Source organism: Pseudomonas sp. FBCC-B35 (assembly GCF_059133755.1).
Map to the genome: position 1 here is coordinate 807,708 of NZ_CP101439.1, position 13,705 is coordinate 821,412.

At 61.2% G+C, this 13,705-nt stretch carries 4 protein-coding genes and 2 rRNA genes; 5 read left to right on the plus strand and 1 reads right to left on the minus strand.

What is annotated here, in order from left to right; translation table 11 throughout:
* The first annotated feature begins 98 nt into the window (after positions 1 to 98).
* The 5 genes from NMB38_RS03545 to recD all read left to right on the plus strand — a co-directional run bounded on the left by NMB38_RS03545 (position 99) and on the right by recD (position 12,700).
* Positions 99 to 2,990: ribosomal RNA gene (locus NMB38_RS03545) — 23S ribosomal RNA — on the plus strand.
* Positions 2,991 to 3,124: 134 nt separating this feature from the next.
* Positions 3,125 to 3,240: ribosomal RNA gene (gene rrf, locus NMB38_RS03550) — 5S ribosomal RNA — on the plus strand.
* A gap of 234 nt (positions 3,241 to 3,474) precedes the next feature.
* Positions 3,475 to 6,954, plus strand: coding sequence for an exodeoxyribonuclease V subunit gamma (recC, locus tag NMB38_RS03555; RefSeq protein ID WP_104925839.1), 3,480 nt, complete (start codon positions 3,475 to 3,477; stop codon positions 6,952 to 6,954).
* Positions 6,951 to 10,628 carry an exodeoxyribonuclease V subunit beta gene (gene recB / locus NMB38_RS03560; RefSeq protein ID WP_104925840.1) on the plus strand — a complete coding sequence of 1,226 codons (3,678 nt, stop codon included), beginning with the start codon at positions 6,951 to 6,953 and terminating at the stop codon, positions 10,626 to 10,628. Before recC ends, recB begins: the two co-directional genes overlap by 4 nt.
* Entirely contained in the window at positions 10,625 to 12,700 is a 2,076-nt protein-coding gene (gene recD / locus NMB38_RS03565; protein WP_027914369.1) for an exodeoxyribonuclease V subunit alpha, read from the plus strand. The genes recB and recD overlap by 4 nt, the downstream gene beginning before the upstream one ends.
* A gap of 21 nt (positions 12,701 to 12,721) precedes the next feature.
* Here recD and NMB38_RS03570 read toward each other — a convergent pair whose 3' ends face one another.
* The gene (locus NMB38_RS03570) at positions 12,722 to 13,684 is read right to left on the minus strand and encodes a LysR family transcriptional regulator (RefSeq protein ID WP_027914370.1); all 963 of its coding nucleotides are present in this window, start codon (positions 13,682 to 13,684) and stop codon (positions 12,722 to 12,724) included.
* Positions 13,685 to 13,705 lie beyond the last annotated feature (21 nt).

Below are 13,705 nucleotides of genomic sequence, written 5' to 3' on the forward strand. Positions count from 1 at the left end.
GGCTAAGGTAAAATTTGTGAGTTCTGCTCGTAAGAGCGACGTGCGAATTTTCGGCGAATGTCGTCTTCACAGTATAACCAGATTGCTTGGGGTTATATGGTCAAGTGAAGAAGCGCATACGGTGGATGCCTTGGCAGTCAGAGGCGATGAAAGACGTGGTAGCCTGCGAAAAGCTTTGGGGAGTCGGCAAACAGACTGTGATCCAGAGATCTCTGAATGGGGGAACCCAGCCAGCACAAGCTGGTTATCTTGTACTGAATACATAGGTGCAAGAGGCGAACCAGGGGAACTGAAACATCTAAGTACCCTGAGGAAAAGAAATCAACCGAGATTCCCTTAGTAGTGGCGAGCGAACGGGGACCAGCCCTTAAGTTGATTTGAGATTAGTGGAACGCTCTGGAAAGTGCGGCCATAGTGGGTGATAGCCCCGTACACGAAAATCTCTTATCAATGAAATCGAGTAGGACGGAGCACGAGAAACTTTGTCTGAATATGGGGGGACCATCCTCCAAGGCTAAATACTACTGACTGACCGATAGTGAACCAGTACCGTGAGGGAAAGGCGAAAAGAACCCCGGAGAGGGGAGTGAAATAGAACCTGAAACCGTATGCGTACAAGCAGTGGGAGCCTACTTGTTAGGTGACTGCGTACCTTTTGTATAATGGGTCAGCGACTTATATTCAGTGGCGAGCTTAACCGAATAGGGGAGGCGTAGCGAAAGCGAGTCTTAATAGGGCGTTTAGTCGCTGGGTATAGACCCGAAACCGGGCGATCTATCCATGGGCAGGTTGAAGGTTAGGTAACACTGACTGGAGGACCGAACCGACTACCGTTGAAAAGTTAGCGGATGACCTGTGGATCGGAGTGAAAGGCTAATCAAGCTCGGAGATAGCTGGTTCTCCTCGAAAGCTATTTAGGTAGCGCCTCATGTATCACTGTAGGGGGTAGAGCACTGTTTCGGCTAGGGGGTCATCCCGACTTACCAAACCGATGCAAACTCCGAATACCTACAAGTGCCGAGCATGGGAGACACACGGCGGGTGCTAACGTCCGTCGTGAAAAGGGAAACAACCCAGACCGTCAGCTAAGGTCCCAAAGTCATGGTTAAGTGGGAAACGATGTGGGAAGGCTTAGACAGCTAGGAGGTTGGCTTAGAAGCAGCCACCCTTTAAAGAAAGCGTAATAGCTCACTAGTCGAGTCGGCCTGCGCGGAAGATGTAACGGGGCTCAAACCATGCACCGAAGCTACGGGTATCACCTTTTGGTGATGCGGTAGAGGAGCGTTCTGTAAGCCTGTGAAGGTGAGTTGAGAAGCTTGCTGGAGGTATCAGAAGTGCGAATGCTGACATGAGTAACGACAATGCGAGTGAAAAACTCGCACGCCGAAAGACCAAGGTTTCCTGCGCAACGTTAATCGACGCAGGGTTAGTCGGTCCCTAAGGCGAGGCTGAAAAGCGTAGTCGATGGAAAACAGGTTAATATTCCTGTACTTCCAGTTATTGCGATGGAGGGACGGAGAAGGTTAGGCCAGCCTGGCGTTGGTTGTCCAGGTTTAAGGTGGTAGGCTGAAATCTTAGGCAAATCCGGGATTTCAAGGCCGAGAGCTGATGACGAGTTGCCTTTAGGCGATGAAGTGGTTGATACCATGCTTCCAAGAAAAGCTCCTAAGCTTCAGATAACTGGGAACCGTACCCCAAACCGACACAGGTGGTTAGGTAGAGAATACCAAGGCGCTTGAGAGAACTCGGGTGAAGGAACTAGGCAAAATGGCACCGTAACTTCGGGAGAAGGTGCGCCGGCGAAGGTGAAGGGCTTGCCCCGTAAGCTTTTGCTGGTCGAAGATACCAGGCCGCTGCGACTGTTTATTAAAAACACAGCACTCTGCAAACACGAAAGTGGACGTATAGGGTGTGACGCCTGCCCGGTGCCGGAAGGTTAATTGATGGGGTTAGCGCAAGCGAAGCTCTTGATCGAAGCCCCGGTAAACGGCGGCCGTAACTATAACGGTCCTAAGGTAGCGAAATTCCTTGTCGGGTAAGTTCCGACCTGCACGAATGGCGTAACGATGGCGGCGCTGTCTCCACCCGAGACTCAGTGAAATTGAAATCGCTGTGAAGATGCAGTGTATCCGCGGCTAGACGGAAAGACCCCGTGAACCTTTACTATAGCTTTGCACTGGACTTTGAATTTGCTTGTGTAGGATAGGTGGGAGGCTTTGAAGTGGGGACGCCAGTTCTCATGGAGCCATCCTTGAAATACCACCCTGGCAACTTTGAGGTTCTAACTCAGGTCCGTTATCCGGATCGAGGACAGTGTATGGTGGGTAGTTTGACTGGGGCGGTCTCCTCCCAAAGAGTAACGGAGGAGTACGAAGGTGCGCTCAGACCGGTCGGAAATCGGTCGTAGAGTATAAAGGCAAAAGCGCGCTTGACTGCGAGACACACACGTCGAGCAGGTACGAAAGTAGGTCTTAGTGATCCGGTGGTTCTGTATGGAAGGGCCATCGCTCAACGGATAAAAGGTACTCCGGGGATAACAGGCTGATACCGCCCAAGAGTTCATATCGACGGCGGTGTTTGGCACCTCGATGTCGGCTCATCACATCCTGGGGCTGAAGCCGGTCCCAAGGGTATGGCTGTTCGCCATTTAAAGTGGTACGCGAGCTGGGTTTAGAACGTCGTGAGACAGTTCGGTCCCTATCTGCCGTGGACGTTTGAGATTTGAGAGGGGCTGCTCCTAGTACGAGAGGACCGGAGTGGACGAACCTCTGGTGTTCCGGTTGTCACGCCAGTGGCATTGCCGGGTAGCTATGTTCGGAAGAGATAACCGCTGAAAGCATCTAAGCGGGAAACTTGCCTCAAGATGAGATCTCACTGGGATCTTGAATCCCCTAAAGGGCCGTCGAAGACTACGACGTTGATAGGTTGGGTGTGTAAGCGCTGTGAGGCGTTGAGCTAACCAATACTAATTGCCCGTGAGGCTTGACCATATAACACCCAAGCAATTTGCTTCTGCAGATTGCGGTGGTGAAGATGACATGAACCGAAAGTTCGCAACGCATCACAAACATCACATATCCGAATTTGCTGGGCTGTCCAACAGGACATTCTGGCTACAGAATTTCTTGACGACCATAGAGCATTGGAACCACCTGATCCCATCCCGAACTCAGTAGTGAAACGATGCATCGCCGATGGTAGTGTGGGGTTTCCCCATGTGAGAGTAGGTCATCGTCAAGATTCATTTCGCAAAACCCCTATCTGCGCAGGCAGGTAGGGGTTTTGTCTTTAGGCTGGAAAAAATGACGTACTCGTGTTTGTACCGTCAAACGAGCAACCGCCGTGGGCGAGCCGGGGCAGGCGCGCGACTGCCTACCCCACACCAACGCCTCGAAACATCTCTACAACCCCGCCCTCGACCCGCTCCGTGATATCGTTCCTCCCCAAGTAAACGCGCCCGAAAGAGACCTGCCGATGTCCAGTACCCACCTCCAGCCTGGCTTCATGATCGTCCAAGGCAATCGCCCAGACGACCTGCGCAGCCTGGTGGTGAGCTGGATGCGCCGTTACCCTCTGGCGCCTTTGGAGAATGAAATCGCGCTGGTCCAGAGCAATGGTATCGCCCAATGGCTCAAGCTCGCCTTGGCCGAGGATCCTCTAGAAGATGACCAGGGCGGTTGTGGCATTGCCGCTGCCATCGAGATGCAGCTGCCGGGTAGCTTCATGTGGCAGTTGTACCGCACCGTGCTGGGCCGCGATCAGATACCGGAAGTGTCGCTGCTCGACAAGGCGCCGCTCACCTGGCGCCTGATGCGCCTGTTACCCGAACTGGTCGAGCGGCCGCACTTCGAGCCCTTGCGGCGTTTTTTGACTGACGACAGCGATCTACGCAAACGCTACCAGCTCGCCGAGCGCCTGGCCGATCTGTTCGACCAATATCAGGTGTACCGCGCCGACTGGTTGAAAGAGTGGGCCGCAGGGCGGCATGTGCTCAACACTGCCCGCGGCGAACGCAAGCCATTGCCTGTCGACAACTGCTGGCAGGCAGAACTGTGGCGTGCCCTGCTGGAGGATGTAGGCGAGGAAGGCATGGCCCAGAGCCGTGCCGGCGTACACCAGCGGTTCATGGCCTGCATCGACGACCTGGAGCAGGCTCCGGCAAACCTGCCCGCACGGGTGATCGTGTTCGGTATCTCCTCGCTGCCTGCCCAGACGCTCGAAGCGCTGGCCGGTCTCGCCCGTTTCAGCCAGGTCCTGTTATGCGTGCACAACCCTTGCCGCCATCACTGGGCCGACATTGTGGCCGACAAGGACTTGCTGCGGCACCAGTACAAGCGTCAGCAACGCCGGCCCGGCATGCCATTGGAACTGGATGACCAGTCGCTGCACCAACATGCGCATCCCCTGCTGGCAGCCTGGGGCAAGCAAGGCCGCGACTACATCAACCTGCTCGACAGCTACGACGACCCAGGCAGTTACCAGGGTGTCTTCAGCGATGGACGAATCGACCTGTTTACCGAAGGTTCACCCATCACGCTGCTCAACCAGCTACAGGACGATATCCTTCAATTGCGTCCGCTGGCCGAATCCCGTGAGCAATGGCCGCCGGTCAATGCACGCCGCGACCGTTCGGTGCGCTTCCACGTTGCGCACAGCCCGCAACGGGAAGTCGAGATTCTCCACGACCAGTTGTTGGCCCGCTTCAGCGCAGATCCCACGCTGCGCCCACGTGACGTCATCGTCATGTTGCCCGACGTCGATAGCTACGCACCGCACATACGGGCCGTCTTCGGCCAATTGCAGCGCAAAGACCCTCGCTACATCCCGTACACCTTGACCGACCAGGGCCAACGTGGCCGCGAGCCGCTGCTGATCGCCTTGGAGCACCTGCTCAAACTCCCCGAAAGTCGTTTTGCCGTCAGCGAAGTGCTGGACCTGCTGGACGTACCGGCAGTGCGGGCTCGGTTCGGCATTCGCGAAGGTGACTTGCCAACCCTGCACCGCTGGATCGAAGGTGCCGGCATTCGCTGGGGGCTCAATGCCGAGCAACGGGCCAGCCTGGGCTTGCCGGACGGGCTCGAGCAGAACTCCTGGCGCTTTGGTTTGCGGCGGATGCTGCTGGGTTATGCCGTGGGTGTGGGTGATGCCTGCGATGGCATCGAGCCTTACGACGAGATAGGCGGGCTGGACGCTGCACTGATTGGGCCGCTTGTCGCGTTGCTCGATGCGCTTGAAGTGGCGTGCCAAACCTTGTCTTGCCCGGCCAACGCCGGCGAATGGAGCGAACGCCTCAATGCCCTGCTGCACGTCTTCTTCCTGGCCGAGGATGAGCAGGATGAGTTTCTGCTGATCCAGTTGCAGGACCTGCGCGAATCTTGGCTGGATGTCTGCGAAACCGTGGACCTGCAAGACCCACTGCCGCTAACGGTGGTGCGCGAAGCCTGGCTGTCGGGCCTGGACCAAGGCAAATTGTCCCAGCGCTTCCTGGCCGGCTCGGTGAACTTCTGTACGCTCATGCCCATGCGCGCCATCCCGTTTCGCGTGGTCTGCCTGCTGGGCATGAACGACGGTGATTATCCACGCGCGCAGCCACCGCTGGATTTCGACCTGATGGCCACCGATTACCGCCCAGGTGATCGTTCGCGTCGGGAAGATGATCGTTACCTGTTGCTCGAAGCCGTACTGTCGGCCCAGGACCAGCTCTACGTGAGTTGGGTGGGGCGCAGTATCCGCGACAACAGCGAGCGGCCTGCCTCGGTACTGATCGGCCAGCTTCGCGATCACATCGCTGCGGGGTGGCAACTGGCCGATGCGCAAGCCGATGTCAAACACGATCCGGGCCAGCAACTGCTTCATGCCTTGACCCAGGAACACCCCTTGCAGCCCTTCAGCCTGCGCTATTTCGAACAGGGCAGCGCGCTGTTCAGCTACGCACACGAGTGGCAAGTGCTGCACCAGGCCCACAGCGATGTCCCTCACGACCTGGCCGAGCTGCCGCCCTATCAGGATGATGAGCCGCTGACATTGAATCAGCTGGCCGATTTTCTCAGGCATCCGGTGCGGCATTTCTTCAGTCAGCGGCTCAAGGTCTATTTCGAAGCGCTCGAAGCGCCCACGCCGGACGAAGAGCCTTTCGTACTCGACGCCTTGCAGCGTTATGGTGCAAGTGAGGCGTTACTCAGCGCAGCCTTGAGCACACCCGAGGATGTTCCGCGCGCCCTGCATCAGCAGGCACGTCGCCTGCAGGCCCAGGGCTTGCTGCCCTTGGCCGGTTTTGGCGAACTCTTGCAGCATGACCTGATCGAGCCGCTGCCCGACTTGCTGCAACGCCATGGGCAGTTGCTCGAGCGCTGGCCGCGGCAGGTTGAGGGTGCACTGCCTGTGCATTTCGAGCACGGCCCCCATCGGCTGGAGGGCTGGCTGGGTCGCGTGTTCCAAGGCGATGACCAGAGCGTGCTGAGCATCAACACGGTCCCCAACACCATCAGTGCAGGGCGCAACAGCCTAAAATGGCATCGCCTCATCGCGCCGTGGGTGACACACCTTGCCGCCTGCGCGGCAGGTTACGCCTATCACAGTGCGCTGGTGGCCAGTGACGTGACCCTGCTACTGGCGCCTGTTGACCAGCAAGCGGCAGCGGACCTGTTGGGAGAACTGCTGGTGGCACGACAGGCGGGCATGTGTGCACCGCTCCCGGTGGCGCCCAAGACGGCATTCGCCTGGCTCGCCCAGGACGATCCGGACAAAGCCATGGCTGCGGCCGCCCGTGCTTACGAAGGCGACGAACGCACCAGTGCCGGCGAGCGCGGTGAAAGCGTTGCCCTGGCCCGACAGTTCCGCGATTTCGCCGCGCTCACGGCCGACGAAACCTTCGAGGGGTGGTGTGAGGCCTTGTACCGCCCCCTGTTCGACGCCCCCTGGCAAACCCTGGGCAACCCGGAGAAAAGCGCATGACCCAGGCTCGGCCACTGGCCCTAAATTTTCCCTTGCACGGCAGCCAGCTGATCGAGGCCAGCGCGGGAACGGGCAAGACGTTCACCATTTCAGCGTTGTACCTGCGCCTTATCCTCGGCCACGGTGGCGAGCAGGGTTTCGAACGAGAGCTGCTGCCGCCGCAGATTCTGGTAGTGACGTTCACAGACGCTGCCACCAAGGAGTTGCGCGAGCGTATCCGGACTCGGCTGGCTGAGGCGGCGCGGTTTTTCCGCGGTGAACTCGAAGCCGTCGACCCGCTGCTGGCGCAATTGCGTGACGATTATCCACAGCACGCGTGGGCCAGCAGTGCCGCCCGGCTGGAAACCGCTGTGCAGTGGATGGACGAAGCAGCCGTATCGACCATTCACGGCTGGTGCCAGCGCATGTTGCGTGAGCACGCATTCGACAGCGGCAGCCTGTTTACCCAGACCCTCGAAACCGACCACAGTGAACTGCTGGGGCAGGTGGTGCGCGATTACTGGCGACGTTTCTGCTACGGCATGCAAAGCCAGGCCCTGACGTGGGTGCGTAGCCACTGGGTCAGCCCTGCCGCGCTCTTGCCCCGCATTCGCCCGCTGTTTGGCAGGGTGCGTGCCGCCCACCAAGGGCCCGAGCCCGAGGCACTGATCCTTGAGGCGTTGCAGGCCCGCGACGAGCAGCTGGCCCGGCTCAAGGGGCCCTGGGCGGTCTGGGTCCAGGAGCTGCGACAGCTCTGTCATGACGCCGTGGCCGCCAAACAGGTAGACGGCAGGAAGATGCAGGCCCGCTACTTCGAACCCTGGTTCGACAAATTATCCCAGTGGTGCAACGACGAACAGTGCGTGGAACTTGACCTGGGTACAGGCTTCACCCGCCTGACCCCTGCGGGCCTCGCCGAGGCCTGGAAAGTCGGCGAGCCGCCAGCGCACCCTGCACTCGATGCCATGCAAACATTGCAACAAGACCTGCAGGCCCTGGCCAGCCCGGACGCAGCGCTACTCGAACATGCCGCCAGCTGGGTTTCGGCGCAGTTCGAAGTGGAGAAGCGGCGCCGCGCGGAGATGGGGTTCGACGACATGCTCCTGCGGTTGCAGCAGGCACTGTACAGCGAGGCAGGCGAGCGACTGGCCGGATTGATCCGTGAGCAGTTCCCGGTGGCGATGATCGATGAATTCCAGGACACCGATCCGGTCCAGTACGGTATTTTCGAACGCATCTACCGCATCAGCGAGAACCACGGCGACACCGGCCTGTTCATGATCGGCGACCCCAAGCAGGCGATCTACGCCTTCCGGGGCGCCGATATCTACACCTACCTTGCGGCCCGGCGCGCGACCCAAGGCCGCTTGCACAGCCTGGACACCAACTACCGCTCCAGCGAAGGCATGGTCGCGGCGGTCAATCAGGTCTTCCAGCAGGCCGAGGCGCGTCCCAGCGGGCGTGGCGCCTTCCTCTTTCGGGAGGCGGACGACAACCCTCTGCCCTTCGTTGCAGTGCGCGCCCAGGGCCGCAGCGAACAACTGATGCTCCAGGGTCAGCCCTGCGCCGCACTCCAGTGCTGGCAACTCCCCAGCGACGAGCCGGTTTCGATGGGCGTTTACCGGCAGCAAATGGCCACCAGTTGCGCGAGTCACATCGTGGGCCTGCTCAACGCCAGTCAACACGGCACGGCAGGCTTTGCGCACGCCAATGGCCATTTGCGCCCGTGCCTGCCATCGGACATCGCCATCCTGGTGCGCGATGGCCACGAGGCGCAACGTATCCGCGCAGAGCTCGCTGCCCGAGGCGTGCGCAGCGTCTACCTCTCCGACAAGGACTCGGTGTTCGCCGCCCAGGAGGCTCATGACCTGCTGGCCTGGCTCAAAGCCTGCGCAGAGCCGGACTCCGAGCGCCTGCTCAAGGCGGCGTTGGCCAGCTTGACGCTTGACCTGTCGCTGCCGGCGCTTGATCGCCTGAACCAGGACGAACGGGTGTGGGAAAGCTGGGTGATGCGGTTTCGCGCCTACCGCGACACCTGGCAGCGCCAGGGCGTGCTGCCCATGCTGCGTCAGTTGCTGCATGACTTCGAGCTGCCGCGAACGCTCATTCGTCGCACGGACGGCGAGCGCGTGCTCACCAACCTGTTGCACCTGGCCGAGTTGCTCCAGCAGGCCGCAGGCGAGTTGGACGGTGAGCAGGCGCTGATCCGCCACCTGGCCGATCATCTGGCCAGTTCAGGCCAGGCCGGCGAGGAGCAGATCCTGCGCCTGGAGAGCGACGAGCAACTGGTCAAGGTGGTCACCATCCACAAGTCCAAGGGCCTGGAGTACCCATTGGTCTATCTTCCGTTCATCTGCTCCAGCAAACCGGTGGACGGCAGCCGCCTGCCGCTCGCCTGGCACGACAGCCAGGGCAATGCGCACCTGACCCTGACGCCGGACGCCACGCAGGTCGAGCGCGCCGATGACGAACGCCTGGCCGAAGACTTGCGCCTTTTGTATGTGGCGCTCACCCGTGCCCAGTATGCCTGCTGGCTGGGGGTGGCCGACCTCAAGCGCGGTAATCACAAGCGCTCGAGCCTGCATCGCTCGGCGCTCGGCTACCTGCTAGGCGGCGGCGCCGAACTTGCCGATTCCAAGCAACTGACAGGCTGGTTGCAAGCACTGGCCGATACCAGCGCGCACATAACCTGCCCTGGGCTTCCGGAAGAGGACCGAGCGCTCTACCACACCCCGCAGTTGCAGCACCAACTGGTCCCAGCCCGTATGCCCCGGCGCGCGGCGGCCGAACAGTGGTGGATCGCCTCCTACAGCGCGCTGCGGATCGGTGAGCAGGCACTGGGCGTCGACAGCTCGCTGGCGCAACAACTGCTCGACGATGAGCCCGTCGATACCCAGGTACTGCGCGAGGTCCCCGCGGACAGCGGAGACATCCACCGCTTCCCGCGCGGCCCAAACCCCGGCACGTTCCTTCACGGGTTGCTGGAGTGGGCCGGGCGTGAAGGCTTTGCCCAGGTACACGATAACCCGCAAGCGCTGGCCCGCACCGTGGGCCAGCGCTGTAACCGGCGCGGCTGGGAGGGCTGGATACCGACGCTGACCCAGTGGCTCACAGGCCTGCTCGACACACCGATGCCCGTGGCACAAAACGGCCTGACCGTGACCCTCAGCCAGCTCACCCGCTACCAGGTCGAAATGGAGTTCTGGTTTGCCAGTCACCAGGTCGATGCCCAGCAGCTCGACCGCCTGGTGGCCCACTACACCCATCCAGGACTACTGCGCCCAGCCGCGCAGCCGACGCTGCTCAACGGCATGTTCAAGGGTTTCATCGACCTGGCGTTCGAGCTGGAGGGGCGCTACTACGTGACCGATTACAAATCCAATTGGTTGGGCCCCGACATTCAGGCGTATGACCCTGCCGCGATGCAGCGGGCCATCCTTGAGCATCGTTATGACCTGCAATACGTGCTGTACCTGTTGGCCCTGCACCGACAGCTGCGCGCCCGCCTGGCGGACTATGACTATGACCTGCATGTCGGCGGGGCCCTTTTCATTTTCCTGCGAGGGGCCAACAGCAGCGGGCATGGTATTTATCACGCCAAGCCCCCGCGCGAGCTGATCGAAACCCTCGATGCCCTGTTTCGCGGCGAGCACGCACCTGTTGCGCATGACCTGTTTGCCGGAGACGCCCCATGAGCCGAAGCCTCGTCGACCTGCTGCCCACCCCCCTGCAGGCCGAGCACCTGCTGGCCCTGGCCCCTCAACACCGCAGCAGTGACCTGCTGCAACTGCTCGATCGCTGGGTCGAACGCGGCTGGTTGCGGGCGCTGGACCGTGCTTTCGTATCCTTTCTGGAGACGCTTGCGCCGGGCAGTGACCCGCTGTTGCTGTTGGCAGCCGCCCTTGCCAGCCATCAACTGGGGCATGGGCACGTCTGCCTGGACTTGCAGCAGACCTTGGCCGAACCTGACTTCGCGCTCTCGTTACCGCCTGAGGGGGATGCGCTGACCGGCCCGCTGCTGTTGCCCTCCCAACTGCTGGCCGGCCTTGACCTGGACGCCTGGCGCCAGCGCATCGCCGCAAGCCCGCTGGTGGCAGCCGCCGATACGCCAGGGCAGCACACCCGGCCCTTGGTCCTCAGCGGCGAACGCCTTTACCTGCGCCGCTACTGGAGTTATGAGCGGCGCATCGACCGCACCCTGCGCCAACGCCTGACCCAGGCCGACGCCGTACCGTCAGACCTGACGAGGCGTCTGGATGCCCTGTTCGAGGGCGGCAGCCTCGCAGGGCAGGTGGACTGGCAGAAGCTTGCCTGCGCCCTGGCCACTCGCGCCGGGTTCAGCATCATCACGGGTGGGCCTGGCACCGGCAAGACCACCACCGTGGTACGCCTGCTTGCCTTGCTCCAGGCCCCGGCAGTGGAAGCGGGCAGGCCGTTGCGCATTCGCCTGGCGGCGCCCACGGGCAAGGCAGCTGCTCGCCTGACCGAATCCATTGGCCAGCAAGTCGAACGCCTGCATGTCAGCAGCGACGTGCGTGGCCATATCCCCACCGAAGTCAGTACCGTGCACCGCCTGCTCGGTAGCCGTCCAGGCTCGCGACACTTCCGTCACAATGCCGCCAACCCCCTGCCTCTGGATGTACTGGTGGTCGACGAAGCTTCGATGATCGACCTGGAGATGATGGCCAACCTGCTCGATGCCATGCCGCCAAAAGCACGACTGGTGCTGCTCGGTGACAAGGACCAGCTGGCCTCGGTGGAGGCCGGGGCGGTGCTGGGTGATTTGTGCCGGGATGCCGAGCAGGGCCGCTACTCCCCAGCGACCCAGGCATGGCTGGAGCATATCGGCGGGCAATCGCTGTCTGAAAGCGGTCTTGAGCCTGGTGATGAACAGCGCCATCCGCTGGCTCAGCAAGTGGTCATGCTGCGTTTTTCCCGACGCTTCGGCGAAGGCAGCGGCATCGGTCAGCTCGCCCGATTGGTCAACCGTCAGCAAAGCCATGCGGCGCGCGACTTATTGGCCATGCCGCCGCCCGATGTCCACAGCCTGGCCCTGAAACAGGAGCATGACCGCGCCTTCGATCGCCTGCTGCTCGACGGCCTGGACCGCGGCGCGGAAGGCCCCCAGGGCTATCGCAGCTACTTGCGTACCTTGGGCAGTCAGCGTCCGGCACTAGACACTCCATTCGACGACCCTGCCTGGGAACGCTGGGCCGCCAAGGTCCTGCACCGTTTCGAGGATTTCCAGCTGTTGTGCGCCGTGCGCCGTGGCGCCTGGGGTGTAGAGGGGTTGAACGAGCGGGTGGCGCGGGTGCTGCACAGCGCCGGCCTGATCGACAGCCAGCAGCCTTGGTACGAGGGCCGGCCGGTGTTGGTCACCCGCAACGACTATGGGCTGGGTTTGATGAACGGCGACATCGGTATCGCCCTGTGCCTGCCGGATGAGCAGGGCAAGCCATTGCTGCGCGTGGCCTTTCCCCGCAACGATGGCAAGGGTGGCGTACGCTTCGTGCTCCCCAGCCGCCTGAACGAGGTGGAAACCGTGTTCGCCATGACCGTGCACAAGTCCCAGGGCTCGGAATTCGGCCATACCGCACTGGTCCTGCCCGACGCGCTCAACCCGGTCCTGACCAAGGAACTGGTCTACACCGGCATCACCCGTGCCAAGCACTGCTTCAGCCTGGTGGAACCTCGCCAGGGCATTTTCGAGGAAGCCGTGGGGCGCAAGGTTCGACGTATTTCGGGGTTGATGCTCGAGCAGGTGTGAGGGCGACGCTCGTCAGCGCCGTCAGGCCTGGTTGCAGGCCTTGGTAAAGCGCATCACCGTGTCCTGCCCCATCATCAGTGGGGCATTGGCTTCGGTCACCTCGCGGATGTAGTCCCACAACAAGGTGATGCGCTTGAGCTTGCGCAGGTCTTCGCGGCAGTACATCCAGAATTGCCGCGTCACTTCCACCTGCTCGGGCAGCACCGTCACCAGCCGCGGGTCCTGCGCGGCCAGGAAACACGGCAAAATCGCCAGCCCGCGGCCTTGAAGCGCAGCGGTGTACTGGGCAATCACACTGGTACTGCGCAGGTGAGCCGTGGCCCCAGGGATCAGGTTGGCCAGGTACAGCAGCTCGGAGCTGAAGGCCAGGTCGTCGACATAACTGATGAAGGGATGCCCGGCCAGGTCGGCAACGGCCTGGATCGGCGCATGGCTGTCCAGGTATGCCTGCGTGGCGTACAGGCGCAGTCGGTAGTCGCACAGCTTGCAGCATACGTAGGGCCCGTGTTCCGGGCGTTCCAGGGCGATGACGATGTCCGCCTCGCGTTTGGAAAGGCTGATGAAATGCGGCAGCGGCAGGATATCCACTGAAATCGCCGGGTAGGCATCGACGAAGTGGCTCAGCTGCGGGGTGATGAAGAAACTGCCGAAGCCCTCGGTGCAGCCCATGCGCACATGCCCCGACAGCGCCACCCCCGAGCCGGATACCTGCTCGCACGCCATGTGCAGCGTGCTTTCGATGGCCTCGGCATAACTGAGCAGACGTTGACCTTCTGCCGTCAGCACGAAGCCGCTGGTGCGCGATTTTTCGAACAGCAAGGTGCCAAGCGCGCCTTCCAGCGAAGTGATGCGCCGCGAGACGGTGGTGTAGTCCACGCTCAGCCGTTTGGCCGCGCTGCTGGCCTTGCGCGTGCGGGCCACTTCGAGAAAGAACTTCAAGTCGTCCCAGTTGAGCGCGCTCAGGGATGTGAGGTCTTTTTGCATGATGATCCGGAATTTTTATGC